Annotated in this window: 33 protein-coding genes; 22 read left to right on the top strand and 11 right to left on the bottom strand. The window is 69.3% G+C overall.

What is annotated here, in order from left to right:
• Nucleotides 1-25 precede the first annotated feature (25 nt).
• On the bottom strand, nt 26-1483 hold the full coding sequence (locus QF035_RS28400; protein ID WP_373466982.1) for an AAA family ATPase: 1458 nt from the start codon (nt 1481-1483) through the stop codon (nt 26-28).
• A 204-nt stretch (nt 1484-1687) separates the two neighbouring features.
• On the opposite strand from QF035_RS28400, the gene QF035_RS28395 reads away from it, so the two are divergent.
• The 3 genes from QF035_RS28395 (at nt 1688) to QF035_RS28385 (ending at nt 5141) form a co-directional block, all read left to right on the top strand.
• On the top strand, nt 1688-3232 hold the full coding sequence (locus tag QF035_RS28395) for a circularly permuted type 2 ATP-grasp protein (protein WP_307523395.1): 1545 nt from the start codon (nt 1688-1690) through the stop codon (nt 3230-3232).
• An 89-nt stretch (nt 3233-3321) separates the two neighbouring features.
• Nucleotides 3322-4254: an alpha-E domain-containing protein gene (locus tag QF035_RS28390; protein WP_307523394.1), complete on the top strand. Its 933-nt coding sequence runs from the start codon at nt 3322-3324 to the stop codon at nt 4252-4254.
• A 44-nt stretch (nt 4255-4298) separates the two neighbouring features.
• Nucleotides 4299-5141 (top strand): transglutaminase family protein, encoded by an 843-nt coding sequence (locus QF035_RS28385; protein WP_307531476.1) that lies wholly within the window; start codon nt 4299-4301, stop codon nt 5139-5141.
• Between the two features lie 123 nt (nt 5142-5264).
• Here QF035_RS28385 and QF035_RS28380 read toward each other — a convergent pair whose 3' ends face one another.
• On the bottom strand, nt 5265-6320 hold the full coding sequence (locus QF035_RS28380; RefSeq protein WP_307523393.1) for a sugar ABC transporter substrate-binding protein: 1056 nt from the start codon (nt 6318-6320) through the stop codon (nt 5265-5267).
• Nucleotides 6321-6734: 414 nt separating this feature from the next.
• On the opposite strand from QF035_RS28380, the gene QF035_RS28375 reads away from it, so the two are divergent.
• Nucleotides 6735-7163: a hypothetical protein gene (locus tag QF035_RS28375; RefSeq protein ID WP_307523392.1), complete on the top strand. Its 429-nt coding sequence runs from the start codon at nt 6735-6737 to the stop codon at nt 7161-7163.
• Nucleotides 7164-7482: 319 nt separating this feature from the next.
• Nucleotides 7483-8070, top strand: a complete 588-nt coding sequence (locus QF035_RS28370) for a hypothetical protein (protein WP_307523391.1) — start codon at nt 7483-7485, stop codon at nt 8068-8070.
• A 552-nt stretch (nt 8071-8622) separates the two neighbouring features.
• Here QF035_RS28370 and QF035_RS28365 read toward each other — a convergent pair.
• Entirely contained in the window at nt 8623-8979 is a 357-nt protein-coding gene (locus QF035_RS28365; RefSeq protein WP_307523390.1) for a hypothetical protein, read from the bottom strand.
• 82 nt (nt 8980-9061) lie between these two features.
• A complete protein-coding gene (locus QF035_RS28360; protein ID WP_307523389.1) occupies nt 9062-9514 on the bottom strand; it encodes a helix-turn-helix domain-containing protein in 453 nt (150 codons plus the stop codon).
• Between the two features lie 367 nt (nt 9515-9881).
• Between QF035_RS28360 and QF035_RS28355 the strand changes: the two genes are divergently transcribed.
• The 6 genes from QF035_RS28355 to QF035_RS28330 all read left to right on the top strand — a co-directional run bounded on the left by QF035_RS28355 (nt 9882) and on the right by QF035_RS28330 (nt 12898).
• Entirely contained in the window at nt 9882-10394 is a 513-nt protein-coding gene (locus tag QF035_RS28355) for a hypothetical protein (RefSeq protein ID WP_307523388.1), read from the top strand.
• Nucleotides 10391-10612 (top strand): helix-turn-helix domain-containing protein, encoded by a 222-nt coding sequence (locus QF035_RS28350; RefSeq protein WP_307523387.1) that lies wholly within the window; start codon nt 10391-10393, stop codon nt 10610-10612. The genes QF035_RS28355 and QF035_RS28350 overlap by 4 nt, the downstream gene beginning before the upstream one ends.
• A 267-nt stretch (nt 10613-10879) precedes the next feature.
• The gene (locus QF035_RS28345) at nt 10880-11281 is read left to right on the top strand and encodes a hypothetical protein (protein WP_055618397.1); all 402 of its coding nucleotides are present in this window, start codon (nt 10880-10882) and stop codon (nt 11279-11281) included.
• A gap of 70 nt (nt 11282-11351) precedes the next feature.
• On the top strand, nt 11352-11948 hold the full coding sequence (locus QF035_RS28340) for a phage tail tube protein (RefSeq protein WP_307523386.1): 597 nt from the start codon (nt 11352-11354) through the stop codon (nt 11946-11948).
• A gap of 246 nt (nt 11949-12194) precedes the next feature.
• Nucleotides 12195-12485, top strand: coding sequence for a hypothetical protein (locus QF035_RS28335; protein WP_266762190.1), 291 nt, complete (start codon nt 12195-12197; stop codon nt 12483-12485).
• Between the two features lie 47 nt (nt 12486-12532).
• Nucleotides 12533-12898 (top strand): hypothetical protein, encoded by a 366-nt coding sequence (locus tag QF035_RS28330; RefSeq protein ID WP_307531475.1) that lies wholly within the window; start codon nt 12533-12535, stop codon nt 12896-12898.
• A 26-nt stretch (nt 12899-12924) separates the two neighbouring features.
• On the opposite strand, the gene QF035_RS28325 is transcribed toward QF035_RS28330, so the two are convergent.
• Both QF035_RS28325 and QF035_RS28320 read right to left on the bottom strand, forming a co-directional pair.
• On the bottom strand, nt 12925-13287 hold the full coding sequence (locus tag QF035_RS28325; RefSeq protein WP_307523385.1) for a hypothetical protein: 363 nt from the start codon (nt 13285-13287) through the stop codon (nt 12925-12927).
• Between the two features lie 64 nt (nt 13288-13351).
• Complete coding sequence (locus tag QF035_RS28320) at nt 13352-13774, bottom strand: hypothetical protein (RefSeq protein WP_307523384.1); 423 nt, start codon at nt 13772-13774, stop codon at nt 13352-13354.
• Between the two features lie 40 nt (nt 13775-13814).
• Between QF035_RS28320 and QF035_RS28315 the strand changes: the two genes are divergently transcribed.
• From QF035_RS28315 to QF035_RS28280, 8 genes are all read left to right on the top strand, one after another.
• Nucleotides 13815-14465 (top strand): hypothetical protein, encoded by a 651-nt coding sequence (locus QF035_RS28315; protein WP_307523383.1) that lies wholly within the window; start codon nt 13815-13817, stop codon nt 14463-14465.
• Nucleotides 14466-14573: 108 nt separating this feature from the next.
• A complete protein-coding gene (locus QF035_RS28310; protein WP_307523382.1) occupies nt 14574-15467 on the top strand; it encodes a hypothetical protein in 894 nt (297 codons plus the stop codon).
• 9 nt (nt 15468-15476) lie between these two features.
• Entirely contained in the window at nt 15477-16304 is an 828-nt protein-coding gene (locus tag QF035_RS28305) for a hypothetical protein (RefSeq protein WP_307523381.1), read from the top strand.
• Nucleotides 16305-16307: 3 nt separating this feature from the next.
• Nucleotides 16308-18689: a hypothetical protein gene (locus tag QF035_RS28300; RefSeq protein WP_307523380.1), complete on the top strand. Its 2382-nt coding sequence runs from the start codon at nt 16308-16310 to the stop codon at nt 18687-18689.
• Nucleotides 18686-18859, top strand: a complete 174-nt coding sequence (locus QF035_RS28295; protein ID WP_307523379.1) for a hypothetical protein — start codon at nt 18686-18688, stop codon at nt 18857-18859. The genes QF035_RS28300 and QF035_RS28295 overlap by 4 nt, the downstream gene beginning before the upstream one ends.
• 92 nt (nt 18860-18951) lie before the next feature.
• Nucleotides 18952-19593 carry a hypothetical protein gene (locus QF035_RS28290; protein ID WP_307523378.1) on the top strand — a complete coding sequence of 214 codons (642 nt, stop codon included), beginning with the start codon at nt 18952-18954 and terminating at the stop codon, nt 19591-19593.
• Between the two features lie 7 nt (nt 19594-19600).
• Nucleotides 19601-20458 carry a peptidoglycan-binding protein gene (locus QF035_RS28285; protein WP_307523377.1) on the top strand — a complete coding sequence of 286 codons (858 nt, stop codon included), beginning with the start codon at nt 19601-19603 and terminating at the stop codon, nt 20456-20458.
• Between the two features lie 133 nt (nt 20459-20591).
• A complete protein-coding gene (locus QF035_RS28280) occupies nt 20592-20846 on the top strand; it encodes a hypothetical protein (RefSeq protein ID WP_307523376.1) in 255 nt (84 codons plus the stop codon).
• A 5-nt stretch (nt 20847-20851) separates the two neighbouring features.
• Here the strand turns inward: QF035_RS28280 and QF035_RS28275 are convergent, their stop codons facing one another.
• Entirely contained in the window at nt 20852-21517 is a 666-nt protein-coding gene (locus tag QF035_RS28275; RefSeq protein WP_307523375.1) for a Uma2 family endonuclease, read from the bottom strand.
• Nucleotides 21518-22076: 559 nt separating this feature from the next.
• Entirely contained in the window at nt 22077-22508 is a 432-nt protein-coding gene (locus QF035_RS28270; protein WP_307523374.1) for an ATP-binding protein, read from the bottom strand.
• A gap of 251 nt (nt 22509-22759) precedes the next feature.
• Between QF035_RS28270 and QF035_RS28265 the strand changes: the two genes are divergently transcribed.
• From QF035_RS28265 to QF035_RS28255, 3 genes are read left to right on the top strand one after another with little or no spacing between them, the layout of a single operon-like run.
• Nucleotides 22760-23647 carry a helix-turn-helix domain-containing protein gene (locus QF035_RS28265; protein ID WP_307523373.1) on the top strand — a complete coding sequence of 296 codons (888 nt, stop codon included), beginning with the start codon at nt 22760-22762 and terminating at the stop codon, nt 23645-23647.
• Nucleotides 23648-23657: 10 nt separating this feature from the next.
• The gene (locus QF035_RS28260) at nt 23658-23864 is read left to right on the top strand and encodes a DUF397 domain-containing protein (protein WP_307523372.1); all 207 of its coding nucleotides are present in this window, start codon (nt 23658-23660) and stop codon (nt 23862-23864) included.
• Complete coding sequence (locus QF035_RS28255) at nt 23864-24589, top strand: class I SAM-dependent methyltransferase (RefSeq protein ID WP_307523371.1); 726 nt, start codon at nt 23864-23866, stop codon at nt 24587-24589. Before QF035_RS28260 ends, QF035_RS28255 begins: the two co-directional genes overlap by 1 nt.
• Nucleotides 24590-24632: 43 nt before the next feature.
• Here QF035_RS28255 and QF035_RS28250 read toward each other — a convergent pair whose 3' ends face one another.
• From QF035_RS28250 to dnaJ, 3 genes are all read right to left on the bottom strand, one after another.
• Complete coding sequence (locus QF035_RS28250) at nt 24633-25148, bottom strand: hypothetical protein (protein WP_307523370.1); 516 nt, start codon at nt 25146-25148, stop codon at nt 24633-24635.
• A gap of 111 nt (nt 25149-25259) precedes the next feature.
• Nucleotides 25260-25727: a heat shock protein transcriptional repressor HspR gene (locus tag QF035_RS28245; RefSeq protein WP_055615521.1), complete on the bottom strand. Its 468-nt coding sequence runs from the start codon at nt 25725-25727 to the stop codon at nt 25260-25262.
• Between the two features lie 7 nt (nt 25728-25734).
• A complete protein-coding gene (gene dnaJ / locus QF035_RS28240; protein WP_055615522.1) occupies nt 25735-26931 on the bottom strand; it encodes a molecular chaperone DnaJ in 1197 nt (398 codons plus the stop codon).
• Between the last annotated feature and the right edge of the window lie 36 nt (nt 26932-26967).

Genomic DNA, 26967 nt, shown 5'->3' with positions numbered 1-26967 from the left:
ACGCCGGCCCTCGGACGTGGACGCCTCACTCCCCTCGGTACAGCCGCCCGAGGTCAATCAACTGGACGGACGGATCGGTAGCGGCGGTGCCGCGGAGGTTGTCGGTGAACCCCGCGCCGCTGAAGCACAGCAGGCGGGTACCGGCGGCGTCCGCACCCGAGCGCTTACCCAACAGCTCGCGGATGCGGCGAAGTCGGTCGAGGTGACCTGCGCCCATGGTCTCGTTCCACTTGGCCTCGCCGATGGCCAACAGGACCTCACGGCCGTCGTCCGCACGTCCGAAGACCGCCAGGTCGACCTCGCGGCTGGTCCTGGCCGTGGGGTCCGCGACCGTGCCGGACTCGACGCGGGTTCGCTGTCCGCCCAGGGTGTCGGCGGAGGCGTACCAACGGGCCCAGGTGCGGCAGATCTGTTCGAAGTGCGGGCCGACGACCTTGCTGCGGAAGGTGGACTGCGACCGCTCCCAGACGGCCGGCGCCTGTCCCGGCCGCTCCAGATCGCTCCACTCCGGGCGCATGACGGCGTAGTAGAAGGTGAGGATGGGCTCGGCAATACGGTAGGCGGAACGCTTGCCATGGAAGGCGTCCGGATCGCGCGTGATCATGCCGGTGTCCTCGAGGACGGTCAGCGCGTGGCCGAGGTCGGTGGACTTGCGTTCCAGGAAGCTCGCGATACCGCCCCGGGTGTGGTTGCCCTGGGCGATGGCAGCGAGGACGCCGTGGTAGAGCGCGGTGTCACGCAGATCCGGCTCCTCGGCGAGGAGGAATCGCGCCTCGCGGAAGAGAGGGCGGCCGGGGTTGAGGACGTTGCGCAGTATCCAGGGGCCGAAGTCGTCGAGGTCGGCGGGGGTGTCGCCGAGCACGAACTCACGGCCATAGGCGGGGGTGCCGCCTACTACGGAGTTGAGCACGAGAGCCAGGCGGGGGTCCTCGACGCCCCAGAACCGGGCGGCGGACCGGTAGTCGAGCGTCGGCACGACCAGCTCCAGGCTCGCCCGGCCGCGCAGCGGCGCCGTACCGGAGAGCAGGTTGCCCATGAAGGACAGCGCCGATCCGCACAGCAGCAGCCGGACGGGCCCGCCCTCCCGGCGCCCCTGCGGCCCCAGGGCGCGCTGGAGCAGTGAGGGCAACTCGGGCGAGGCCTTGACCAGGAACGGGAACTCGTCGAGTACGACGGTCAGTGGTCCGGTGTCCGACGTCGCGAGCCGCATCATCGCCTCGACGGCCTCGTCCCAGTGCGCGAACCGGTACGGCGTCCGCCGCCCCTGGAACCGGGCCATCGCCGCGCCGAACTGCCTTAGCGATTCGGCCTCGGTGGCCTCACTGGCCGCGAAGAAGAACCCGCCGTTCGCCCGGCACACCCCGTCCAGCAGAAAGGTCTTGCCCTGCCGCCGCCGCCCGGACACCACGCCCAATGTGGCCTCGGGCCCCTGGTAACCCGCGTAGCGCACGAGCTCCGCCCACTCGAAGTCGCGGTCGAACATGGTCTCGGGTTTGGGAATCACGGGGCCTCCAGGTGTGCCGCGTCCTCTTGCAAGGATTCAATAAGCAGGGAATCTATTATAGGTGTGCTTATTACAAGGTCCCGCACGCCCCACCGCCCCTCGCCCCGCCCCTCGATCACCTGCGTGAGCTGCCGGAAATCACCGAGTGATCGTCGTGTTACGTGCCGCATCTAACGTCAGGCCATGGCGGACATATTTGACGCATACGCGTTGGCCGACGCGTGGGACGAGATGTTTGAGCGGCCGGGTGAGGTCAGGACCGCCTATGAGCCGGTTCTGGCGGCACTCCAACCGATGGAACCGGCCGAACTTCGGTTCAGGGCCGATCAGATGGCCCGGTCGTTCACGGACCGCGGTGTGACGTACGCGTTCGCGGGGGAGGAGCGGCCCTGGCCGCTGGACCTCGTGCCGCGCGTGCTGGACGCGCTGGAATGGGATCTCATCCAGCGCGGGGTTTCTCAACGGGTCAGGGCTCTGGAGGCCTACCTCGCGGACGCGTATGGACCGTGCCGGGCCTTCGAGGACGGGGTCGTGCCCTGGCGGCTCCTCCTCAACTCCCCCCACTTCCACCGGGCCGCGCACGGCGTGGAGCCCCCGGGAGGGGTACGCATCCACGTCGCCGGCATCGATCTCGTACGGGACGAGGCGGGCGACTTCCGGGTCCTGGAGGACAACGTCCGGGTGCCGTCCGGCGTCTCGTACGTCATCGAGAACCGGCGGGCGATGACCCGGATCTTCCCCTCGCTCTTCGCGGAGCAGCATGTGCTGCCGGTCGACGGGTACGGGCAGCGGCTGCTCGCGGCGCTGCGCGCGGCGGCGCCCGACGGGGTCGGCGACCCGCGCGTCGTCGTGCTCACCCCGGGCCCCAGCAACGCCGCCTACTTCGAACACGCCCTGCTGGCACGGCTGATGGGCGTGCAGCTGGTGGAGGGGCACGATCTGGTCTGCCGCGGGAACCGGGTGTGGATGCGGACCACGCGCGGCGAGATGCCCGTCCATGTCGTATACCGGCGGCTCGACGACGACTTCCTCGACCCGCTGCACTTCCGGCCCGACTCGGTGATCGGCTGCCCCGGCATCATGAACGCCGCCCAGGCCGGGAACGTCACACTCGCGAACGCCGTGGGCAACGGCATCGCGGACGACAAGCTGCTCTACACGTACGTTCCCGATCTCATCCGGTACTACCTGTCCGAGGAACCGGTCCTCCCCAATGTCGAATCGTTTCGCCCTGATGAACCTGGGCAGTTGGAGGCAGTCCTCGACCAGCTCGACCAGCTCGTCGTGAAGCCGGTCGACGGGGCCGGCGGGCAGGGCATCGTGATAGGACCGCACGCGGACCGGCAGACACTCGATCGCGTACGCAAAGAGGTCGTCGCCGATCCTCGGGGGTGGATCGCCCAGCGGCCGGTGGCCCTGTCCACCTCCCCGACCCTCGCGGGCGAGCGGATGGCTCCGCGCCACATCGATCTCCGGCCGTTCGCCGTGAACGACGGCAGCGATGTGTGGGTGCTGCCCGGCGGGCTCACCCGGGTCGCGCTCCAGGAGGGCAACCTCATCGTCAACTCCAGCCAGGGCGGCGGCTCCAAGGACACCTGGGTGCTCGCGGAGGGACCGGCGGAGGGACCGGCGGCGGAGCCCACGGGCCCCCTGCCCGAGGTCGCCCCGCGTCAGCTCGGCCCCGACGGCGAACGCCTCGTCCCGCAGGAAGGGGCGCAGCAGCAATGACAGCCACACATGGAGTGCCCGCACAAGCAGCTCGAACAGCTCAGGCAGCACATGCAGCACAAGCCGCTCAAGCAGCAGGAGGTACGGCCGTGAACGACGTGATCCTCTCCCGCATCGCCGAGGCACTGACCTGGACGGGCCGCTATGTCGAACGGGCCGACACCACCGGCCGCATCCTCGACGCGTATCTGCACCGGCTCCTCGAAGACCCCTGGCGGGACGAGGACGTCGCCTGCCGTTCCCTGTACGCGATCCTCGGCGTCGACGCCGGCACCGACGCCGTCGACATGCAACAGGTCCTGGACCAGCTGGCCTTCGACGCCCGCTCGACCTGTTCCATCGAGGGTGCGCTGGGCGCCGCCCGGCTGAACGCGCGCAGTGCCCGCGAGGCGGTGTCCTCCGAGATGTGGGAGTGCCTCAACTCCACCTGGCACGCCCTCGCCGACCAGCGTCTGGCGGCCCGCCGCACCGGTCCGTACGCCTATCTGGAGCTGGTCCGCCGACGGGCCGCGCTCTTCTTCGGGCTGGCCGACTCGACGATGAGCCGGGACGACAGCTGGCGTTTCGTGGTGCTCGGCAGGAGCCTGGAGCGGGTGGACATGACCGTACGGCTGCTGTCCGTACGGGTGCTGGACGCGGCGCACGCGCCCGACTGGCCGACGCTGCTCAGCGCGAGCGGGGCGGACGAGGCGTACGCGCGGGTGTACGGCGGTTTCGGGGACACCGCCCGGGTGGCCGAGTTCCTCATCATGGACCGGGAGTTCCCGCGGTCGGTGCTGCACGCGCTGACCACGGCGGAGGAGTGCCTGGCGGCGCTCGGCCGCCCGCGCCAGGATCCGGCGCGCCGCCCGATCGGCAGGATGCGCACCCGCCTCGAATACCTGGACTCGACGGCTCTGGAGGACGTACTCCCCTCCCTCCTACGGGAGTTGCAGACGTCCTGCATGGCCTCCGCCGAGGCGGTCGCGGAGAGGTTCTTCCCGTACCAGGGGCCCGTCGAGTGGGCCCAGGAAGGAGCGTGAGCATGAACGCGAACACGAGTATGAACTCCAACACGAGCGCGCCGATGACCCGCCGGCTCCGCATCCGGCACATCACCCGTGTCTCGTACGCGCAGGCCGCGGTCCGCTCCCACAACGAGGTCCGCATGACCCCGCTGACGCTGCCGGGCCAGACGACGCTGGACGCCCGCGTCCTGGTCAACCCGTCCACACCGACCTGGTCGTACTGGGACTACTGGGGCACCCAGGTCACCGGCTTCGACCTGATGGAGCCGCACGAGGATCTGACGATCACGGCGGTGAGCCTGGTGGAGACGTCACCGCCGGCCGACCTGTCACCGGCCCCGGCCTGGGCGGAGGTGGCCGACCAGGTGGCGAACTCCCGCCTCCTGGAACATGCGGTCCAGACCTCCCGTACGGCCGTCCCCGAGGAGCTGGTCGAGCGGGCCCGCGCGGCGGCCGCGGGCCTGGACCCGCACGAGACGGCGGTCGCGGTCTCGGACCTGGTCGCCGACCGGGTCTCGTACATCCCGGGCTCCACCGGTGTGAACACGAGCGCGGCCGAGGCCTGGGACCAGGGCGCGGGCGTCTGCCAGGACATAGCCCACCTCACGGCCGGACTCCTGCGGGCACTCGGCCTGCCGACCCGCTACGTGTCCGGCTACCTGCACCCCGAACGGGACGCGGAACTGCACCGCCCCGTCGCCGGCCAGAGCCACGCCTGGATCGAGTACTGGGCCGGCGACTGGACCGGCCACGACCCCACCAACCGCACCCGCGCCAACGAGTCCCACGTCGTGGTCGGCCGAGGCCGCGACTACGACGACGTGACCCCGCACAAGGGCATCTACCGCGGGGTCGCCGGGGGCCCGCCGGAGGTGACGGTGGAGTTCACCCGGGTGGCGTGAGTTCCCGGGTGGCGTGACTTCCCGGGCCCCCGTGGGCCGAGAGGTTCAGGGGTTTTTCCACAGATGTGGGAAACCCCCTGAACCATCCCGGTTACGCGCGTCGACCACGCACCGCACAAAGTGCTACTTGATGCCGAGGGAATCGCAGGCCGCCTTGTACTTGGCCGTGCAGATCTGGTCGGCCGTGTAGATGCCGTCCCGGAGGACCGTCGACTTGATGGTGTCCTTGGTCAGGGCGGAGACCTGGAGGAGGTTGGACGGGATGTTCTTCTTCGTGGGGCTGCTGGCCTTGTCGGGGGTCAGGGAGTCGAACTCGATGCCGAAGCCGCGGACGACGGCCACGGCCATCTCGGCGGCGGTCTCGGCCTCCTGCGGGTACGGCTTGTAGACGCTCATGAACTGGTCGCCGATGACGACGCGCTGCACCGCGTCCAGCTCGGCGTCCTGCCCGGTGATCGGCGGCAGGTCGGTGACCCCGGCCGCCTTCAGCGCGGAGATGATGCCGCCCGCCATGCCGTCGTTGGCGGAGTACACCCCGGCGATGTTGTCGGCGCCGACGGCGGAGATCGCGGCCATCATGTTGGCCCGGGCGTTGGCCGGCTTCCACTCCTTGGTGTCGTACGACTTGGCGATCGTCACCTTGCCCTTGAGTTCGGTGAGGGCGCCCTCCTTGAACTGGGCGGCGTTCGGGTCCGTCACCGCGCCGTTCATCATGACGATCTTCTGCGTCTTGCCGCCGTTGAGCTCGTCGGCGAGGGCCCGGCCCTGCACCTGGCCGACCGCCTCGTTGTCGAACGAGACGTACGCGTCGATCGGCCCCTCGGCCAGCCTGTCGTACGCGATGACGGGAATCCCCGCCTCCTTGGCCTGCTTCACGCCGGAGGCGATGGCCTTGGAGTCCACCGCGTCCACGAGGAGTACGTCGACCTTGTCGGCCACCATCCGCGCGAGCTGCTTGTTCTGCTCGGCCGCGTCCTGCTCGGCGTTCTCGTAGACGACCTTCCCCTTGCCGTCGGTCAGCGTCTCGACCTTCTCCTTGATGATCGGGTAGTCGAACTTCTCGTAGCGCGAGTTCGACTTCTCCGGCAGCAGCAGCCCCACCGTGATGTCGTCGCCCTTGGTCGGGCTCGCTTCGTCGCCGCCGCTGCTCCCGTCCAGTGCTCCGCATGCGGCGAGCATGAGGGTCATCGTGGAAGCCGAGACGGCTACGGCGGTACGACGTATGGCGCTGTTCACTTTCGGGTGCCTTCCGGACGAGGGCGCAACCGTGCGGGCCCAGGTGACAAAAGCCAACGTCGGGGTTCCTGGTGCGTCAAGGAGTAACTGCTAACGAGATCGCAACGGAAACCTGTGGAGAGACCGGGGTGATGTGGGGGAAATCCGTCGGGCAGGGGTCCACACGCGCGTCGCACGAGGGGGTCGAGGGTGGGGCGGACCTGGGCGGAAGCGGCCAGAACGCCACGTCCGGGTCAGTACGGGCACCTGTTCGGCCGCGTACGGATTGCGGTGGCGCGGCTCTCGGAAGTTGCTGGGAGGAGGTGCCGGGAGCAGGCAGTTCGTCCCGCCCGTGTCCTCACTCACTCTGGAGTCCCCATGCGCACGCTCTCCCGATGCCTCATACCGCTTCTGGCGGCCGGCTGCCTGGCCGTGACGGCCACCTCCGCGACGGCCGCACCCGAGCCCGCCCCCGACCCGTGTGCCGCCGACTGGTCCTCGCTCGCCGGGCTCACCGATACCGGCACGCTCCGCGAGGCGATCGTCGCCTGCGTCGAGAGCTACACGGAACGCCCCCTCGAGAGCTGGCTCCAAGCCCCCCCGAAGCCGTCCGTGGAGCAGATGACGCAGGCGGCACAGGCAGCGCAGGTGGCCCCGTCGGAGACGAAGGAGCAGGGGGTCACCGCCGTGGAGGACTGGACCGGCGCCGACGCCGCCGACTGGGACGACGATCTGGCCTGCGACCTCGCCGAGATCTTCGACGAGCCGACGTTGTGCCGCCCGGCCCCCGCCGATCCGGCCCCCTGACAAAGGGGTTCACGGCAAAGGGTTCACGGGGTTCGTGAATCACGGAAGAGGGTGGGCGGTGTTTCCCGCCGGAGAAACGCCCACCCCTTCCGGCCAGGGACGACACCGCGCCGGACCCTGCTCGCATTTGACAGAACGGCTCGAAGTGTGAGCACTCGCGACGGAATTCAATTCCCGAGCGCCCACAATTAAGATCGCCCGTCAAGGGCGAGAAGAACCACATTTTGAGAATGCGCATTCTCGCCCCTCCCGGCGGATATCGACTGCTACGTTTGGGCTTCGTCCCGAGTCAGGCGGGCGTGCCGTCGACGGCAGCCCCGTGAAGACCGGCTTCGCGTATCTGCCGTTCAGCTTCGGTATGGCCGCGGCGGCGGGGGTCAGCTCCAAGCTGGTCGCGCGCTTCGCCCCTCGGCTGATCGCCGGGCCGGGGCTGCTGGTCGCCGCGGTGGGCATGGGCTGGTTCGCGACGCTGGAGGCGGACTCGTCGTACGCCGCCCATCTCATGCCGGCGATGTTCGTCACCGCGCTCGGGCTCGGCATGGGTTTCGTGCCGATGACACTCGGGGCGGTGAGCGGGGTCGGCCATCTGGACACCGGGGTCGCGTCCGCGCTGCTGAACACCGCGCAGCAGGTTGGTGGGGCATTGGGGCTTGCGGTTCTGTCCACGATCTCCACGTCGGCTGCCGACGGGAAGCTGCCCGATGCGGCCGCGTCCCTCTACCGAGGGCTGGCCACCGAGGACTTCGGGCTGGTGTCCCGGGCCGGGGAGGCGCTGACGCACGGCTACACGATGGCGTTCGTCGCCGCCGCGGGGATGTTTCTGGCGGGCCTTGTCGTCACGGCCTTCGCGGCCAACGCCGGCCGCCAGCAGGACGCGACGGCTGCGCCGGGGGCTCACATGGGGTGACCCGAACGTTTTTCGCCCCCGCCGCCCCTGCCCTCCCCCATCGTCACTTACTCAGGGGCTCCGCCCCCGAACCCCCGCTCCTCAGACGCCGGAGGGGCTGGGGGGTGGTTGTCTGACATCGGGTGCGGGCCGGTGAGGGCTGGGCGCGCAGTTCCCCGCGCCCCTGAAAGACGGGGCTACGCCCCTGTCTTTCAGCCCGCCTTGCATCATCCAGCCCGCCTTGCACCTTCCAGCCCGTCCGGCGCTTGAGAACAAGGCCGTTCAGGCCGATCTTCCGCCCACCCCACTCAGCCTGTCCGGCGTTTGAGGACGAGGCCGCAGGCCGATTTCCCCACCGACCCACGGTCAACCCACTCACCTCCGTCAGCCCCCACCCACCCAGCCCGTCCGGCGCTTGAGGACGAGCGCGTCAGCGCGATGCGGGGGCCTGGGGGCGGCAGCCCCCAGGGATGGGACGGGTAGGGGCGGCGGGGGCGAAAGAAAGCAGGGCTCGCTCAGCCGCGGACACTGCCGCGACCATCTGAGAGCCTGCGTCACCCAGGCGGTCAGTGATCAGTCCCGGCCCGCGCCCCCGCCCTCGTCATCCTGCGGGCGTTCCGGGAAGCGGAGAAGCCGGGCCGAGGGCGGGACCGGAAAGTCCTCCGTGTCGGGATGCCCGGAGGCGTCGGAGCCGGTCCGCGCCCGCCCCTCCCGCCGCGCCGGCCCCTCCCCCGTCGCCCGCGCATGTTCGTCCCAGCCCGCGCGGAACCAGTTCAGTTGATGCCGTTGGAGTTCTTCCTCGGTGAGGACGCGGACGGAGTCCGGTCCCGCCGACCGGACCTTCTCGCCGAGGCCGACGAGCAGCTCGCCCACCAGGCGGGAGACGCGTTCCGCCTCGTCGTCCGGGCCGCCGCCTCCTGGAATTCCCATGCCGCGCTCCCTCAAGGCCCCGCAGACCACGCAGACCACGCAGACCAATGGCCCGAGTACTCCGGCCCCGGCCCCTTCGTCGTCAGCCGCCCTCCGGCAGGAACTGCTGGGCCACCTTGGCGAACAGCTCCCGCAGTTCGGGCGGGACACCCATGCGCAGAGCGGCCTCCTCGGCGCTCAGCCACGGGCGGTCCTCACCGCCCGCGGGGCGCCCACCGTCCGACACCGGCAGATCGTCCTCGGTGAGCCGGCCCGAGCGGATGAGCATCTCCCGCAGCGGCACGCCGAGTACGGCCGCGATACGCCGCATCGTCTCCAGGTCGGGCATGGACTGCCGCTGGAGCAGCCGGCTCACGGCGGCCCGGTGCACCCCGGCGTCGTCGGCGAGCTTCGAACGGCCGCCGCCGCGCGGGCTGTCGATGTCGTAGCCCCGGGCGCGCAGCAGTCCCTCGATCCAGCCGGCGAAGCCGTCGAGGCCCGCGGCCCGAAAGTTGTGGTCCACGCGGGCACCGGCCCGTGAGCTCGTCGAAGCCATGAGTCCGCTCTCCCCTCGTCGCCGAGGCAGCGTACCGATCGCACACGCACCAATGTGTGTGCGCGCCCGCGCGTAACTGTGGAGATTCGGCAACTTCCCGCAGCTCAGGAGGGGTTGAGGGCCCGCCGTCACATCGACCTCCACGGAACGTAATCACTTGCGTACGCGCTCGCAACATGCAACCCTGTCCGCTCGTTCGCAACCATCGAACATATGTTCCCATAGATCGAGAGGGGTTGCACGTGCCCGACCAGCCGCCCGGAGCCGCCGCCACCACGATCACAGCCTTGGCCTGGCGTTCTGCTGCCGCACCGGTATTGCGCGGCTGCAACCAGTGCCCGGCCCACAAGCAGCGCGAGGTAAGCCGATGAGCGAGGACCACGGTGGAGCCGTCTGGATCGCCTCGCTCGTCCGCCGCTTCCCGGACCTCGTCGACGAGTTGTCCCCCGCGGTCCACGGAGGCCTGCGCGAGCGCCGGGACAGCGGACCCGTCGGCGGCACGACCGCCCCGGTCCGCCTCTACGTCTCCGACGCCGTACGGGACATCACCGACGGAGTCGTCGAACTGGAGGAGGCCGTACGTGAACGGCTCGGCCTGCGGCCGGTGCCCCCGGCCTCCGTTCCGGTACGGCTGCGCCGTATCGCCGGACTGCTGGACCGCATCGCCGCCGACCCGCTGCTCGCCCCGCACGTCGAGGACGAGACCCGGCGGATGGCCGCACGCTGCGCCCGCGCGCTCGGCGACCCGGAGCAGCTCGTACGGCTGCCCGGCCGCTGCCCCGCCTGCGGCTGCGTCTCGCTGCGGGCGTTACCCGAGCGGGCCGAGATCAGATGCGTCAATCCCGTGTGCGGGCGGTTACTGGAGGCCGAGCACTCATGACCGGAACCACGAACACCGGCAAGGCTGTCAACATCCCCCTGATCACCGCCGAGTTGGCCGCCGACGAGGCGGGCGTCACGACCGCGACCATCCGCAAGTGGGTGCAGCGCGGCCATCTGCGGCCCGCGGGCACGCAGGGCCGTCGGCGCCTCTTCCGCCTGGAGGACGTCTTCGCCGCCGAGCGGACGACACACCTCGCCCGGCACCACGACCACTGATCCCACCGAACCCGCTGGTCCCGCTGATTCCGCCGTACGCGCGAGGGGTCCCGCCGCACCACGCGGCGGGACCCCTCATGCGTACGGCCCGAATAACCGCCAGGCATAAGCCAGTTGCATGTTTCCCCGACCGGTGTCACAGTGGATGCAGCGGCAGAGCTGCGCCCGGAGGACGGGCGGCGGACCTGCCGCTTCGTGTTGCCCGGAAACTCCCGGGCCAGGCCGCCCGGAGACCCCGGAAACCCGTCTCCCGAAGGGAGCGTCCATGTGGCCATCCTGACCTTCCCCGACGCCGAGCAGTTGGTCGTCGACTTCCTCAAGAACCGGGCCGAGCTGACCGGTGTCACCGTCGACAGCCGCCCGCCGGCCGGGTTCGACGGCACCCAGAAGGTGGTGCTCGTCTCCCACATGGGCGGCGCCTGGGTCGACGACCAGCATCTCGACCAGCCGCTGCTCGACCTGGAGGCGTACGGCCCGGACAAGCCCACGGCGCACACCGTGGCGCTGTCCGCCCGTGCCTGCGTCCTGGAACTGGCCGACACGGTGTACGGCTCCGCGGTCGTCGTCGATGTCTCCGAGGCCGACGGACCGCGCTGGCTCCCCGACTACACGCGGTCGGCGGCGAACCGCTACCGCTCCACGATCCGGCTGCTGCTGCGGCTCGGCTGAGCCGCGCGCCCCACCGCACCGCCCTTCACCGCAGCACCGCTCAAGTCCCTTGACTGAAAGAGGCGTTCGCATGGCAACGAACAACGGCAAGGAAATCCGTGTCGCCGGTACCGGCCGGGTCCTGGTGGCCCCCGCCGGGAACACTGCGCCGGCCAAGTCCGACGACGTCTGGCCGATCGGCTGGGTCGAGCTGGGATACACCTCCGTCGACGGCATCAAGCTCAACAAGAAGGACAAGATCGACCCGGTCGACACCTGGCAGTCGGCGAGCCCGGGCCGGTTCATCTACTCCGACCGCGACCTGACCGTGAAGTTCCAGCTGCTCCAGATGAACAAGAGCACGCTCTCCTTCTTCATGGGCATCCCGGCCACCGACATCACCCAGACCTCGGTGGGCGGAACCGCGGTGGCGGACACGTACGAGTTCCTGATCCCGAGTACGCCCGCGAAGGACGAGCGGGCCCTCGGCATCGAGTTCACGGACGGCACGGACGCCGTGTACCGCTTCATCCTGCCGCGCGGGCAGGTCACAGAGACCGAGGAGATGGGCTTCACCCGGACCGGTTCCGTGAAGCTCGGGGTCACCTTCACCGCGCTGGAGGCGGAGACCGCCAAGCGCGAACTGGCCAAGTGGATCATGAAGGACAAGGCGTACGCGGCTCTGTGACGGACCGCCCGTCCGCCCTCTGATCCACCTTCTGTGACAGCCCTGTTCGGGCTCGTCACCCGGGGCGTCGGGCTCCCCCCGCCCGCCGCCCCGGCCCCCATTCAGACCGCGCAGTCCCCGCGCCCCCAACGACAAAAGCAAGGGCGCAGCCCCGCTTTCAGGGGCGCGGGGAACTGCGCGCTCAGCCACAACGCACCCGCACCCGACACACCACGGCACCACCCCCATCCGCAAGGGAGTTCACCCATGGCCGGATTCAACGTCAACGCGGCCCGCGCACAGCGCCTGGAGGCGCTCGGCCGGGCCTGGACCTTCGAACTCGACGACGACAGCTTCGAGCTGCCGACCGAGCTGACCCGCACCACGGCCCGCACACTCCGCGACCTCGACGACAACGACGTGGACGGGCTGCTCCAACTCCTGCTGGGCGAGAAGCAGTTCGCCCGCTTCGAGCGGCACGACGTCACCATGCAGGACATCGCCGCCATCCTGGAGGCCTACGGCAAGGAGACGGGGCTGGGCCTGGGGGAAGACTGAGCCTCGGTGAGCTCGTCGAAGAGCACGCCGAGGCCCTGGAGGCGGACCTGCTCCGCCATTACGGGGTCGACCTGCTGGACTGGCACCGGGGGCTGCTGTCGTCGCGGCGGCTTTCGGTACTGGTCCAGCACCTTCCGCGGGACAGCGCCACTGCCCGCGAACTGCACGGCGAGTCGGCGGACTGGTCGGTCACCGACTACCTGCTCGCCTCCGTCGTCGACCAACTCGCCGAGGCCAACTGGATGTTCGCGACGGTCAACCGGGACGAGGACAGCGAACCGCTGGAGTTCCCCGAGTCCCTGCCCCGGCCGGGCGACCAGCCGGAGGCGGGCCCGGACGCCGGGCCGCCGAAACGCACGGGGACGTCCGCGGGGTCACCGACGGCGGAGGAACTCACCCGCTTCTTCCTCTGAAGATCCCCCGAGACCTCTTCGTGCTCTCAGTCGCCGAAGAAAAGCACGAAGACCGCAAGAGCGAGCACCAGACCGGAAAGGACAGCCGCCGGCAGGGAAACCCTCCCGCTCATCACATTGTCCGGGGTCTCGGCATTGGACAGGTCCTCGGGGTCATAGACCACATCAATGATTCCCCCTACGAGGGCGGGCGGATTCCTGAAGGGCCCCACCCGCACCTGCAGCTTCCTGCCGTCCTCCGCCGTGAACTGCATCGTGAGAGTGCTGATGCCTTTGGTGTCCCTTTCTCTGTTCACGCATTTCGCGGCGATGCGTACGCCGCGCTCTCTTAATGCTCTGCCTCGCCGGAAGGCCGTGGCGGAGAACCAGAAGACCAGGGCCGTCAACATGACTACCGGTATCGCAGGACCGTACATCTAGACCCCCACTGGAATGCGAACCTGCCTCTCGGCATCACATGAGAGCCACGACACCGAAGCCCGCGGTGGCGGCCCCGGCCATGGAGGCGAGAAGGGCGATCGGCCACAGCCGGATCACGGGGTACTCGCCTGCTGGGTAGAAGAACGCAGGATATCCAGGATCGTAATCGATGGATACGGCCTCCCCCATGGAAAATTTACGGTCCCCAAATTTCCGCGGCGTGCTTGCGATCCAGTCCGTTTCCGTTACGGACCGGTCGAGTCGCGTATCGCCATTCACCGGCGAAAAGCGGTAGGAGAGGCCTGTCGAGAGTTTGAGCGTATCGAGTATCTCAACCTCAATGGTGACCTTTCTTCGATACTCCCGCAGGCAGCTCAGGGTCAGAAGAACCCCCCACAGCAGGACACCGAAACCGACACTTATCACGACGAATGCACCCAGAGTCCCTAAATTCACGGGCATATTCTATCAAGATCTCACTCAATAAGGGGGAGTGATGACGGACAAGACACCAGCGCAACTGGACAAGGAGATTCGCGACCTCAGGTCGGATCTGAACAAAAAGGTTGATTCTGGCACACTGGCCGGACTGGCCAGAATCGCCGACGTCAAGAAAGCGGCACTCAAGGGCAGCGGCGAGGAAATCGCCACTCGGACATGGGTCCAGAACGAGACAAAGAGCAAGATATGGGAGGAGATCAAAAGTCCGGAAATTCTGGGTCTGGTCGCGGCGCTGACGATCGTCAAGTTTGAACTTACTCCTTTCCTGAGTCTGGAGCCGGTCGTCGAGGAGATGTTCAAGAAGAAGGGGCTTGAGCGCAACAAATTCGGCGTCATGTGGAAAGTGCAAGCAGAAGAGCTGCAGAGACGTGCGCGAGAGATCGCGGCCGTCGAATCCCGACTTGCCAGAATGGAGAAAGGTATAGGGAGACTCCAGGACTTGGCGGTCGGCGCACACAGCAAAATCCGTAACTCCAACACACGCATCCAGTCGCTGGAGCGAAAGGTTTCCCGCATCGACCGGGCGGCGAACACAGCCAGGCAGCAGGTCCGGCACATGGATTCCTCCTCTGCGCTGTCCGGCACGACCAACCAGGTCACGCTCCTCGAACGACGTGTCGGCCTGCTTGCTTCCGCGCTGTCCTGACCTCACACCTCCAGAGGGATTCCTCTCATGAATCTGAAACAAGCCCTCACGAATGCCACGGCAGGAATGGAGCGGTTTCGCAGCCGCACGTCGGTTTCCAGCTCGGCCATGTCCCAGCTCAAAGGATCCGTCAACTCCGGTGCGAGCGCTGTGGGAAGGCTGCGCGGCGGACTGACCAACGCCGAGACCACCCTGGGCAGATCCAAAGGCGCCACCGACAGGTTCAAGGCTTCCCTCGACAAGCTCAAGTCCTCCGCCGACAAGGCCAAGGGTGCTCTCAAGGACGTCAAGCAGCAGTCCGACGCCGTGGAGAAGTCCGTGGGGAAGGCCGGCAAGAACGCGGACAAGGGCGGGAAGTCCATGGGGAGCCTCGGGAAGGGGCTCAAGGGGGCGTCCACCGCGCAGAAGGGGCTCAACCTCGCCATGGCGTCCAACCCGTTCGGGCTGGTGATGACCCTGGTGGCCCCGCTCATCGCCCAGTTCGTGAACATGGACAAGGTCGCCGCCCTGGTCCGCAAGGGGCTCACCGCCGCGTGGAGTCACATCAAGAGCTCCTCGCAGTCGGCCGCGAAGATCATCGGGCCGCTCTTCAAGGGTGTCGTGAACGGGTTCCTGACGCCCACCCGGATGCTCGTCCGCGGGCTCAACGTCCTCATCGGCGCCCTCAACCGCGTCAAGTTCAAGGTCCCGGACTGGGTGCCCGGCATCGGCGGCCGGGGTTTCGCCTTCAACCTGTCGCCCATCCCGGTGCCGCAGCTCGCGAAGGGCGGCGTCGTACGGGCCCGTACCGGCGGCACGCTCGCCCTCGTCGGTGAGGGCGGTGAGCACGAGGCCGTCATCCCGCTGTCCAAGCTGGAGCGGATGCTCGGCTCCGGCGGTGGCATGCGCAGGCTCGCGGCGGCCGTCGAGGCGCTCGCCGAGCGGCCCGTCCAGATCGACGTGGACTCCCAGACCATCGCGCGCGCCGTCCAGCTGGGACAGCGCAAGCTCGCCCGGAGGTGAGGCAAGGACATGGCCAGGAACCTGTGGATCGGCAAGCCCGGTCTGCTGCGGGAGATCGACCAGGCCGCCAAGAGCTGGGACCGCAGCGCCGAGTTGAACGTCACCGAGTTCAAGTCCCTCGAAGGACGCGTCACCACCATCGCACCGCCGCGTACGGTCCGCCGGCTCAAGTTCTCCTGGGACTGGCTCGAACCCGGTGACGCCCAGCACCTGACCCGGCTCGCCCGCCGGGTCAACGGCCCCGGCCTGCAAGGCAGTCCGGCGCCCGCGTACGGACCGCTCGCTGTCATCGACCCGGCCTCCGTCAACCTGCTCGGGCCGTACCAGGCGGCAGCCCAGAGCGGTGAACCCGGCGGCACCGACCACTGGTTCACCGTGGCCGGATCCCTGGGCGTGCTCCCGTACACCGGTGACACCGTCATCGGCGACTTCGGGGAGAACACCCGGGTCGGCTGGAGGCACGGTCTGTGGGCCGGCTGGCCGGTTGCCCCCGGTATGCGGGTGTCCTGGCAGGTGCCGCCCGACTGGAACCCGGCACTCGCGAGCGCCCAGCTGGACTGGAAGCGCGCCGACGGCACGTATTTGAGCACCACGGCCGCGACCGGCGCCGCCGTCACCGGCACCGCTCCCGCCGAGGCCGCCTTCGTCACTCCGGTCGGCGGCCCCGGGGAAGCCGTACTCGCCGGACTGGCCGGCGCCTGTCTGACGATCGACGCGGCCCCCGTCGCGTACGCGCTCGGCGACGGCTGCCCGCCGATGACCGTGACCGCGTACAGCGACGTCCCGGCGGCCCGGCTGCCGTACCGGAACATCAGCATCGACCTGGTGGAGGTGTAACAGGTGCAGGACTCAGACGAGTTGCTCGGCGCCGCCCTCGCCGCCCCGGACCGGACCCCGGCCCACGCCACCCGGCTCGGCGGCCGGGAGCTGGGCGCGCAGATCCAGTCCTGGAAGGTGGAGCGGGCCTACAGCACGGATCTGCCCGAGGCCCTGCGCGCCTTCTCCGGAAGCGCGTCGGCCCAGCTGGAACTGCTGCTCGGCGGCACCGGCGTGCCCGCGCCCCTGCTGTACTCGGCCTGGGCTGGCCGCGGCACCGGCGACGTCGTACGCCCCGGTCAGTCCGTCGTCCACAGGGCGGGCGCGAACGGCCGTACGGTGCCTGCGTTCCGGGGCACCGTACGGTCCCGCGCTGCCTCGTCGGGCAGCGACACCGTCACCGTGCAGGCGCTGGACGGCGCGGAGCGGCTGCGCGGACGCGCCGAGTTGCCGCGGCCCTATCACGGTCTGCGCTACGGGCGTCCCGTGGCGAGCGCGACCTGGTGCGTGGACGAACTCCTGCGCCGGGGCGGCATCCACAGCTGCCCGCCGCCCCGGGGACCGGCCGTGGCCGAGGACCCCGCCAAGCCGTTCACCGTGCTCTACGCCTCGCTGCACGGCGGCTTCAACGCCTCGTACGGGCAGCCGGAGACGCTGCCGGCCCCGGCGTCGTACTCCTGGATCCGGGACGGAGCCCCGTTCGACACGGCGCTCATGCCGAAGGCGGCCGGGCTCGAAGTGTCCTGGATGCCGCGGTCCCGATTCGTCGTGGCCGGGAAGGTGTTCCAGGCCGAGCTGCATGTGAACACCGCGCTCTCGGTGGGCAGCGAACTGGAACTCAAGCTGGTCTTCGACCGCAGCGCGGGAGCGTTCGGCAACTACGCGCTGAACGTGTACTTCGCGACCGGCGTCGTGAAGATCACCTCGGGCACGGTCGACGGCGGCGGCACGGTCGCGAGCTGGACCATTCCCAAGCTCGCCTCCCTCAAGGGGGTGTGGCATCTCGGGTTCACGGTGGACACCCGGGCGGGGACCGCCGGCGCGAGCACCCCGGCGACCGTGTACCCGCGGCTCACCGCACCCGACGGGGAGTACGTCGTCCCGCCGACCGCGCCCTACACCTTCACCGAGGCGTCGGCGCTCCAGCCGCCCTCCGAGCTGTTCCAGGTCAATCTGAAGACGGACGTGGCCGTCGAGTGCCTCCAGGTCACCGACCGATCCTGGCCCGACCTGACCTCGTACACCGCCGACGAGTGGGAGCAGAAGGGCCGTTGGGCCAGGGGCGCGGTGCTCGACGACGCGACGGTGCCGCTGTTCGACCTGCCCAAGGTCTCCGGCTCCCAGTGGGACGCCATCACCGAGATCGCCCGCGCCACGCTGTCCACGGCCGAGTTCGACGAGCTGGGCGTCTTCCGCTGGCGCGGCCCCGGCCGGTTCCAGTCGGTGCCGGCGCGGCCCGATCTCACGGTGACCACCCGGCGGGACATCGCCGCGCTCACCGTCTCCGAGGAGATCGACGCCTGCCGCAACTACTGCGAACAGCCCTACCAGGACTGGACGGGCATCAGCCACACCTTCAGCGACACGGTCACCGACACCGTCGTACGGGAGATCCGGCCGGGCACCTCGGTGGAGGTCGCCTACGCCATCGCCGAGGACGAACTCGACATCGGGCCGCTCCAGATCGAGGACGACGTGGCTCCGATCGGGGGCCACCGGGTCCGCTTCGGCAGCGCGGCGACGGGCGGCACCTCGGTCAAGGGCCGGGTGACGGTCGGCTCGCGGCGCGACGGCCCGAACTACATCGTCCGCTTCACCAACCACGGCACGGCGAGCGTCTGGACGGTCACCAAGGACGGCAAGCCGTCCGTGCAGATCGTGCCGCAGAAGCGCACGGGCGATCCCCGGCAGCGCTCGTACGCCTGGTACAACACCAACAGCCAGCTCCACTACGGCAAGCAGGTCTACCAGGCGCCCGCGACCGAGTGGGTGCAGCAGCGGCAGGCCGCCTCGGACCTGTCGTTCGCCATGCTCGACGCCGGCCGCTATCCGGTGCCGGTGCTCGGCGAGGTGGAGGTGCTGCACGACCCCCGCATCCAACTCGGCGACGTCGTACGGGTGGTGGACACCAGCGGCGCCACGCTCGACACGCTCGCCTGGGTCGTCGGCATCCGCACCACCTGCGCGTCCGGCGCCGCCCCGCAACAGACCCTGACCCTGCGCGGCACCTCCTACAACGGTGTCCCGGCCGACGCCGGGCTCACCCCGGACCCGCCGGTCGACCCGGGGTACGGCACGCAGCGCACGTACTCCCTGATCGAGGCGCAGAACGCGACGCTCGACACCCTGACCAGCAGCAAGGTCTCCTACCGCGAGCTGCTCAACGCACCGGGAGGCGCGTCATGAGCGAACTGCCCGCGCAGGAACGGCCGTTGGAACCGCTGCAGGAACCGCTGTTGGACCCCGTCGAGGAGGACGGCAACGTGGCCCATCCCGTCCCGATCGACAGCCCGACGACACGCGACGGGGATGGCGGCATGCCGGCGGATTCGCTGCCGCCGGTCCTGGGCGACTGACCTCGCGCCGCGTCTCCCCATCCCCGTAACTCCACCCCAGCTCCCCAGCTCCCCAACTCCCCGTCTCCCACGAGCTCCAGGAGGAAGCCGTCATGGCCCTGCTCACTCCGCTCGGCAGTCTCCCGTACCCGCAGCCGGCCGACGCCGCGAACATTCCCGTGCACATCCAGTCGCTCGCCGAGGCCGTGGACGGCCGGACCGTGCTGCGGTTCGCCGACGGCGCCGCGCGGGACACCAAGGTGACCGCCCCGGTGGCGGGCATGCTGTGCTGGCTCAGCACGCCGAAGCAGTACTGGTACTACACCGGCAGCGTCTGGTCCCAACTGGCGCCCGCCCCGGTCCACAAGGCGAACTCGACGGTCGGCACCACCGCCGCGACAGCGTTCGTGGAGACGCTCACCGGTTCCACCGGCGACCCGACGGTGGCCGCCTTCACGGCTCCGGCCTCCGGCTCCGTGCTCGTGTCGGTGGGCGCACGTATCAGCAACAGCACCACCGGTACGTGCTTCATGTCGGCGAACGTCAAGGCCGGTTCGGGTTCGACGGTCGTGCTGGCCGCCAGCGACGGCCGCTCGGCCATCTCCACCGGTACGGGCCAGGTCTCGGCGAGCACCCAGTACCTGGTCAGTGGCCTCACCCCGAACAGCGCGTACACGGCGACCGCCGCCTACAGGTGCACCGCGGGAACGGCCACGTTCGCCTTCCGGTTCCTGACCGTCACCCCCGTCAACTGAGGACGTCATGGCCACACCCCTGACGGCCGACGCCCTCGCCCGCGCGCTGCGCGGCGAGGGCGTCGCCCTTTCCGAGCACGCCAACTGGCGTACGCACAACCGAAATCACAAGGGTCCCTGGGGTCCGGTGCACGGCGTGATGCTGCACCACACCGCGGGCACCGACAGTCTCCGCCTGTGCCGCGACGGCACCGCGGCGCTGCCGGGCCCGCTGTGCGTCGGGCTGATCACCAAGGACGGCACACTGCACCTGCTCGGGTACGGCCGTACCAACCACGCCGGTCCGGGTTCGGCCGCGGTCCTGGACGCCGTACGGGCCGAGAGGTCCACGCTCCCCGCCCCCGGGCCGGACGCCGTGGACGGCAACGCCCGCTTCTACGGCTTCGAGATCGAGAACCTGGGCAATGGCCGCGATCCGTATCCGGCGGCCCAACTCGCCGCCGTGGAGCGGCTGTCGGCGGCCGTGTGCCGTGCCCATGGCTGGTCGGCGGCCAGCGTGATCGCCCACAAGGAGTGGACGCGGCGGAAGATCGACCCGTCGTTCCCGATGGCGGTGATGCGCGCGCGGATCGACGCACTGCTGGGCGACAGGCCCACTCCGTGCCCCACACCTGTGGCGCACGCGCCCTTCCCGGGCGCCGCGTTCTTCGTGCCGGGCCGCCGCAGCGAACTGGTCACCGCCGTCGGCAGACGGCTGGTGGCCGAGGACTGCGGCCGGTACGCGAACGGCCCCGGCCCCGTATGGACCCGCGCCGACGTCCTCTCGTACGCCGCCTGGCAGCGCAAGCTCGGCTACGTGGGCGCGGCGGCGGACGGCATCCCGGGCCGCACCAGCTGGGACAGACTGCGCGTGCCGCGGGACTGACGGGCGACGCGCGCCGGCAAGCACCGACGAGACCGGGAAACACGGAAGAGAACGAGGAGCACGAGGAGCAGCACGATGACCGATACCGACGCCGATACCGATACCGATGCGGACGATCGCCGGGAGGTGCGCGATGACGGCGACTGAGACGGAGGAGGTCGTCCTGGAGCTGGAGCGGCTGCGTCGCTCGGTCGACGTCGGTTTCGCGACCACCCGCGGCGACCTCGCGCTTCTTCTCCAGCGCGCCGACCAGACCGACAAGGCCCTCGACGAACACGAGACGCGTATCGAGGCCCTGGAACGCGCCCGCTGGCCCCTGCCGTCCCTGGCGGCGGCCACGTCGTGCCTGGCACTGGCGCTGACGGTCTGGCAGACGCTGGGCCGATAGGTGCTCTACTTCTTGGTCCGCGCCGGTCCCGTGATCGCCTCCGTAACGACGAAACCCTTGGCGGGGCCTTCGGGGATGGTGACCTCGGTGCCGTAGGGGACGCGGTGGATGTCCTCCCAGTCGGCCCTGTCGGGGCGGGGCCCGGTGAAGAGGGTGACGGCGCCCTCACCGTCGTAGTCATCGATGATCACGTACACGGGAATGCCGGCGCGGGCGTATTCGCGGCGCTTCTTGATCCGGTCGCGATCCTGGCTGCGCTTGCCGGGAGAGACGATCTCGAAGATCAGTTCGACCGCAGGGGCCTTGATGCCCAGATCGTCCTCTGTCGCTGCTGGCTCCTCATCCCTTGGAGCCACGAAGCCATCCGGAATCCACGCCCGGTGCCCGTGGATCACGTTCGTGTCGTTCCAGGCAGCATGCTCACTGCCCCGCAAGAAGTCCGCCAGCGCGTCCCGCAAACGGTTGACGACACGAGCATGCGAATAACGGCCGGTGGGCGACACCTCGATGGCTCCCTCGATGATCTCAGCGCGGTAGCCCTCGGGGAGTTCCATGGCCTTCCATGCCTGCCACAGAACCCTGTCAAGGCCGGGGCCGTTCTCGGGCAGGCACTGAGGCTCGGTCCTGATCTCGGTCATGGTCTCGGGCCTCTCGTGCGCAAGAGCGGTCATCGTGGCGTCACCTCCTCAAGTGTGGGCTGGGCGTGCTTGTGGCACAAGCAACGCAATAACGGTAGGCAGCCATATGGGCTCACCTGCGGAAACGTTCGCTGTTCACTCGAACAGATGAAGCAGAAACGACTCACCCCGCCGGCCGCGGTTAGCCGCTCCGCGCACCGATGGCTGGTCTGCCTGCTCCCGGGACCGGTCCCGGGAGCAGGCGGTACGTTCAGCGGGCTCGCTCGCGCTTGACGCCTGCCTCTATGTTCCGGAGCCTTGGATGATCTTCGAGATCCCCGTTCTGTGCGTCTTCGCCTGGATGGCCTGGTCGGTCTTTCGGATGAGCCACTTGCCCCCCTGGCGTCAGTGGCTGCCCGCTGTACTGCTTACGGCTGCGGTGTCTTCAAGGTGCCTTCTCGCAGCTTCCGGTGCCTCGGACTTGTGGGTGTTCTACCTGCCCATCTGCCTCGCAGTGGCGTCGTGGGCCCTGAGCTTGCGGGAACGCCGCGCGGCGGGCAGGCAAATGGGCGTCGAGGCATCCGGCTGACTCAAACAGGTGAGCGGATACGGCTCACCCCGCCGGCCGCAGCTCGAACCAAACCCCCTTCGCGTACCGCCCCGTCCTCCCGTCCGCGACGCCCCATGTGTCCGCCACCTCCTCGACCAGGGCAAGCCCTCGCCCCCAGCAGGCGGCGACCCCCGCCGCCGGGTGCGCCACGACCGGTGGGTCGGGGCTCTCGTCGAAGACGCTCACATGGAGACGGGCCGGATTCAGCCGGATCCGCAGCATGGCGGCGCCCTTGGTGTGCAGATGGACGTTCGTGACGAGTTCCGAGGTGCACAGGGCGGCGGGCATGACGAGGGTTTCGCGGTCGTGCGTGAACAGGACGGCCCGCACGAAGTCCCGGCAGACGCGGGGCGCGGTGGCGTCCGCGGGGGCGAACAGGCTGTATTCGTAGGCGAGTTGCGCGGGGCGGTGGGCGGCGCGGCGGGCGGGGTTCATGGGTGGCGGCTCCAGTCGGGGGTGGGGGGTGACACGGCCCGCGCCCGGCGATGGCTTTGCCCGAGCGCTCCTGGGTGGAGGGGCGGGTGCTCTGTCGGCTTGTGGGCAGGGGGAGTTGAATGGTTCCTCTTGGTGACTGGAACCACACTCACAGTAGGGCCGGTGGTTTACATTGTTCAAGCTACTCACTCGTATCGGTGGACGAACTCCTGTGATCCGGGGAGACTTTGGCGACCGATGAGGAGTGAACCGTGGGACTGCGCACCACCATCAGCGAACGCCAGCGACGACTCGGCTACGAACTCAAACACCTGCGCGAACAAGCAGGGTTCAGTGCCGGGGAGGCTGCCGCGCGCATCGGCATGGGCAGGGCCCAGCTGAGCCAGATCGAGACGGCGAAGACGACCATCCTGACGGAACGCCTCCACGAGCTGTGCGACCTCTATGGATGCACGGATAAGACCTACATCGAGGCTCTGGTGGTCATGTCCGAGGCAACGGGCAAGGGGTGGTGGGCGGCCTACAAAAAGCCCATGGAACAAGGGCCCTTGAACATGGCGGAGCTGGAAGGGCAAGCGGTTGAACTGCGGTTGCACCAGTCACTCTTCATCCCGGGCCTCTTCCAGACGGCCGACTACGCACAGGCCATCTTCGCCACCCCGAAACTGGGCTTCGAGAACGAGGACGTCGAGTACGCACTGAGGTTCCGTATGGAACGGCAGCGGATCCTGACCCGCGAGAACCCCCCGTCCGTACACGCCGTGATCCACGAGTCCGCCCTGCACATGCGGTTCGGCGGCACGGACGTGGTTCGCGGCCAGTTGCTCCATCTCATCGAGCTGGCCCGGCTCCCCCACGTGACCATCCGGATCTATCCGTTCAGCTCTCAGGCGCATGCCGCCATCAGCGGGAACTTCGTCCACCTGCTCCCTTCCGAGCCACGACTGGGCACCGTGGTACTCGAACAGCCCACCGGGATCCGGTACTTGGGCGACCAGGAGGCCCTGCTCCAGTACGGGAGGCTGTTCGAGCGGCTTGCTGATTACGCCTTGCCCCCGATCGACGTATCGTTGGCCCCGGAAGCACACTCCGTGAAGGACTCTCTGGCCCTCATCCAGCACGTCCTCTACACCCTCTAGGGAGACGCGGATGCCTGAACTCAACTGGCAGAAGTCGACGTTCAGCGGCGGCCCGCAGGGCGAGTGTCTCTACATAGCCACCGCCCCCGACGGAACCCTCCGCCTCCGCGAGAGCGACACCCCCGGCGTCGTCCTCGCCACCGCCCCGCAGGGCCTCGCGGGACTTCTGCACCACGCCCGTACCCGTACCGCCGGGCGCGCGCCTCGCAACTGCTGATGGCGGGCGAAGCCTTCCGGCATCCGCGGCTCGCCGCGCTCTACGACCCGCTCGATCCCGATCGGAGCGACCTCGACGCGTACGTGCGCATCGCCGAGGAGTTCGGGGCGCGTCAGGTTCTCGACATCGGCTGCGGGACGGGCGTGTTCGCGCTGCTGCTCGCCGATCGCGGGATCGACGTCGTCGGTGTCGACCCCGCCCTGGCGTCCCTCGACGTGGCCCGGGGCAAGCCCGGCAGTGAAAGGGTGCGCTGGGTCCACGGGGACGGCACCACCCTCCCGCCGCTCCAGGCCGATCTCGCGACCATGACGGCGAACGCCGCCCAGGAGTTGGCCGATCCGGAGATGTGGCGGAAGACCCTGCGGGGCGCCTACGAAGCCCTGCGGCCCGGTGGGCGTTTCGTCTTCGAGACGCGGAATCCGGCCCGGCGCGCCTGGGAGGAGTGGAACCGCGAGGCCTCGTACGGGGTTACGGAGCTCCCGAGTGTCGGCGCGATCGAGGGCTGGGACGACCTGGTCGAGGTCGACGGGCAGTTGGTGACATTCCGCCACACCTTCGTGTTCGCCGCGGACGGAGAGGTTCTGACCTCGGAATCGACCCTCCGTTTCCGCGAGCGGAACGAGATCGAGGCGGACCTGGCCGCGCAGGGGTACGTCGTGGAGGACGTCCGCGACGCCCCCGACCGGCCGGGCCGGGAGTTCGTCTTCGTCGCGCTACGGCCATGAGCCGGCCACCCCTGATACCCCGCCACTCCTGATGCCCGTTCACTCACGAGAGGCTGCCGACCCCGACCCACTCCCGCAGCAGCCCCTCCCGCTCCGCCGCCCGGGGCGAACCGTCCTCCTGCGCCCGGCCCCACTGCGCCATGGCGGCCAGCGTCGCCCGCAGGGTGGCCTCTCCCGCCGTCAGGTGGGACAGGAGGGACAGCGAGAGGTCGTACTCCTCCTGGGAGTAACTGGACGCCGCCGCGTACACGGTCAAATCGGTGGTCCCGTCGGCTGTTTCGACCATGACGCTCATCATGGGCGGTGCGTCGGTCTCGCCGAAGCTGGTCACGGTCAGCACCATGTCCACCATCACGCTGATCTGACGCTTGAGGGTTTTCAGCGGGACATCCCCGACGGTCAGCCCACGCACCTCGTCCCACGGCCACAGGTCCGAGCTGCCGTCGCCGAGCGACACAACCCCCTCCGGCGTCAGCCGCACCCCCGGGGCCTGCCCGGACGGTTTCGCCCCCACATACACATCGCCCTCGGCGATCCAGAACAGCCCCACCATGGCCATGGGAAAGCTCCATTCCCCCAGAATCCGACAACACATGGGAGGGGCCCGGAGGTTCGGTCGAACCTCCGGGCCCCTCCCATGTACTTATACGTGTGTCCTCATGCGCGCGTGTCAGTCCGACTGCTGTCGCTTCGGGCGCCACACCACCAGCGCGCTCGTCTGCTGGACCTCCTGGTACGGGACCAGGTCGCGGCGGTACGAGGCGTGGACGGCGGCCTCGCGCTGCTGCATCGCGGCCGCCGCGCCGTCCAGGGCCGCTTCCATCTCCGCGACGCGGGACTGGAGCGCGGCGACCTGGTTCTCCAGCTCGATGATGCGCTTGATGCCGGCGAGGTTGATGCCCTCGTCCTGCGACAACTGCTGGACGGTGCGCAGCAGTTCGATGTCACGGGCCGAGTAGCGGCGGCCGCGCCCGGCTGTGCGGTCCGGGGAGACCAGGCCGAGACGGTCGTACTGGCGGAGGGTCTGCGGGTGCAGGCCGGAGAGCTGGGCGGCCACCGAGATGACGTACACCGGTGTTTCTTCCGTCAGCTCATATGCGGAATAAGAACTCTGTCGACGGCGTCCGGTTGCGTCCATGGTGTCCTCATGCTCCCTTCGCGGCCTGGAACAGCTCCGCCCGCGGGTCCTCGTCCGCGGTGGCCTCGCGATACGCCTCGAGCGCGTCACGAGCCTTCCCCGTCACGTCCGTGGGGACACTCACCTCGACGGTGACCAACAGGTCCCCGCGGGTGCCGTCCTTGCGGACCGCGCCCTTGCCACGGGCGCGCATCGTACGGCCGTTGGGCGTGCCCGGGGGCAGCTTCAGGGTGACCGGAGGCCCCCCGAGCGTGGGCACGCGGACCTCGCCGCCGAGCGCCGCCTCCGTGAAGGTGACGGGCACGGTGACGGTGAGGTTGTCGCCCTTGCGGCCGAAGACCGGGTGGGCGTCGACGTGCACGGTGACGTAGAGGTCGCCCGCCGGTCCGCCCCGCTCGCCCGGGGCGCCCTTGCCGCGGAGGCGGATGCGCTGGCTGTCCGAGACCCCGGCCGGGATACGGACCTGCATGGTGCGGGACGACTTGGCGCGTCCCGAGCCGTTGCAGACCAGGCACGCGTGCTCCGCGATCAGGCCGCGGCCCTTGCAGTCGGGGCACGGGTCGGTCAGCGAGAAGCCGCCGCCCGAGCCGCGCGCCACCTGGCCGGTGCCGACGCAGGTCGGGCACACGCGCGGTGTGCCGTTCTTGTCGCCGGTGCCCGAACAGGCCTTGCAGGGGGACTGCGAGGTCATGCGGAGGGGCACGGTCGCCCCGTCCACCGCCTCCGTGAAGCTGAGCGTGACCTCGGTGTCGATGTCCTGGCCGCGCCGCGGCTGCGTACGCGTGCCGGTGGTGGCGCCGCCGCGGTTGAACAGCCCGCCGAAGACGTCACCGATACCGCCGCCGAAGCCGCCGGCGCCGCCCTGGCCGCCCGCTCCGCCCTGACCCGGGCCTCCTCCGAAGAGGTCGCCCAGGTCGAAGTTGAAGTTGCCGCCTCCGGCGCCGGGTCCTGGCCTGAACCCGCCGTTGCCGAAGAGGGCGCGGGCCTCGTCGTACTCCTTGCGCTTCTTGGGGTCACCGAGGATGTCGTTCGCCTCGGAGATCTCCTTGAAGCGGTCCTCGGCCTTCGCGTTCCCCTTGTTGGCGTCCGGGTGGTACTCGCGGGCGAGCTTCCGGTACGCCTTCTTGATCTCGGCCTCGGTGGCGTCCTTGGGGACGCCGAGGACCTTGTAGTAGTCCTTCTCGATGAAGTCCTTGGTGCTCATCCTCGACGCCCCTCCTTCCGCACGCCACTGTCACGT

The sequence above is a fragment of the Streptomyces umbrinus genome (assembly GCF_030817415.1).
Lineage (GTDB): Bacteria > Actinomycetota > Actinomycetes > Streptomycetales > Streptomycetaceae > Streptomyces > Streptomyces umbrinus_A.
The sequence above is the reverse complement of the archived record's forward strand: the minus strand, read 5'-3'. Positions and strand labels throughout refer to the sequence as shown.

Bases quoted from the DNA above. Each gene is read 5' to 3' on its own strand.
- QF035_RS28295 (WP_307523379.1), top strand. From the start codon at position 18,686: ATGAGCGAACTGCCCGCGCAGGAACGGCCGTTGGAACCGCTGCAGGAA.
- QF035_RS28360 (WP_307523389.1), bottom strand. From the start codon at position 9,514: ATGGCTTCGACGAGCTCACGGGCCGGTGCCCGCGTGGACCACAACTTT.
- dnaJ (WP_055615522.1), bottom strand. From the start codon at position 26,931: ATGAGCACCAAGGACTTCATCGAGAAGGACTACTACAAGGTCCTCGGC.
- QF035_RS28335 (WP_266762190.1), top strand. From the start codon at position 12,195: ATGGCCGGATTCAACGTCAACGCGGCCCGCGCACAGCGCCTGGAGGCG.
- QF035_RS28325 (WP_307523385.1), bottom strand. From the start codon at position 13,287: ATGTTGACGGCCCTGGTCTTCTGGTTCTCCGCCACGGCCTTCCGGCGA.
- QF035_RS28305 (WP_307523381.1), top strand. From the start codon at position 15,477: ATGGCCAGGAACCTGTGGATCGGCAAGCCCGGTCTGCTGCGGGAGATC.
- QF035_RS28275 (WP_307523375.1), bottom strand. From the start codon at position 21,517: ATGACCGCTCTTGCGCACGAGAGGCCCGAGACCATGACCGAGATCAGG.
- QF035_RS28255 (WP_307523371.1), top strand. From the start codon at position 23,864: ATGGCGGGCGAAGCCTTCCGGCATCCGCGGCTCGCCGCGCTCTACGAC.
- QF035_RS28315 (WP_307523383.1), top strand. From the start codon at position 13,815: ATGACGGACAAGACACCAGCGCAACTGGACAAGGAGATTCGCGACCTC.
- QF035_RS28250 (WP_307523370.1), bottom strand. From the start codon at position 25,148: ATGGCCATGGTGGGGCTGTTCTGGATCGCCGAGGGCGATGTGTATGTG.
- QF035_RS28350 (WP_307523387.1), top strand. From the start codon at position 10,391: ATGACCGGAACCACGAACACCGGCAAGGCTGTCAACATCCCCCTGATC.
- QF035_RS28395 (WP_307523395.1), top strand. From the start codon at position 1,688: ATGGCGGACATATTTGACGCATACGCGTTGGCCGACGCGTGGGACGAG.
- QF035_RS28365 (WP_307523390.1), bottom strand. From the start codon at position 8,979: ATGGGAATTCCAGGAGGCGGCGGCCCGGACGACGAGGCGGAACGCGTC.
- QF035_RS28280 (WP_307523376.1), top strand. From the start codon at position 20,592: ATGACGGCGACTGAGACGGAGGAGGTCGTCCTGGAGCTGGAGCGGCTG.
- QF035_RS28285 (WP_307523377.1), top strand. From the start codon at position 19,601: ATGGCCACACCCCTGACGGCCGACGCCCTCGCCCGCGCGCTGCGCGGC.
- QF035_RS28340 (WP_307523386.1), top strand. From the start codon at position 11,352: ATGGCAACGAACAACGGCAAGGAAATCCGTGTCGCCGGTACCGGCCGG.
- QF035_RS28270 (WP_307523374.1), bottom strand. From the start codon at position 22,508: ATGAACCCCGCCCGCCGCGCCGCCCACCGCCCCGCGCAACTCGCCTAC.
- QF035_RS28310 (WP_307523382.1), top strand. From the start codon at position 14,574: ATGTCCCAGCTCAAAGGATCCGTCAACTCCGGTGCGAGCGCTGTGGGA.
- QF035_RS28380 (WP_307523393.1), bottom strand. From the start codon at position 6,320: ATGCTCGCCGCATGCGGAGCACTGGACGGGAGCAGCGGCGGCGACGAA.
- QF035_RS28385 (WP_307531476.1), top strand. From the start codon at position 4,299: ATGACCCGCCGGCTCCGCATCCGGCACATCACCCGTGTCTCGTACGCG.
- QF035_RS28260 (WP_307523372.1), top strand. From the start codon at position 23,658: ATGCCTGAACTCAACTGGCAGAAGTCGACGTTCAGCGGCGGCCCGCAG.
- QF035_RS28375 (WP_307523392.1), top strand. From the start codon at position 6,735: ATGCGCACGCTCTCCCGATGCCTCATACCGCTTCTGGCGGCCGGCTGC.
- QF035_RS28245 (WP_055615521.1), bottom strand. From the start codon at position 25,727: ATGGACGCAACCGGACGCCGTCGACAGAGTTCTTATTCCGCATATGAG.
- QF035_RS28355 (WP_307523388.1), top strand. From the start codon at position 9,882: ATGAGCGAGGACCACGGTGGAGCCGTCTGGATCGCCTCGCTCGTCCGC.
- QF035_RS28290 (WP_307523378.1), top strand. From the start codon at position 18,952: ATGGCCCTGCTCACTCCGCTCGGCAGTCTCCCGTACCCGCAGCCGGCC.
- QF035_RS28400 (WP_373466982.1), bottom strand. From the start codon at position 1,483: ATGTTCGACCGCGACTTCGAGTGGGCGGAGCTCGTGCGCTACGCGGGT.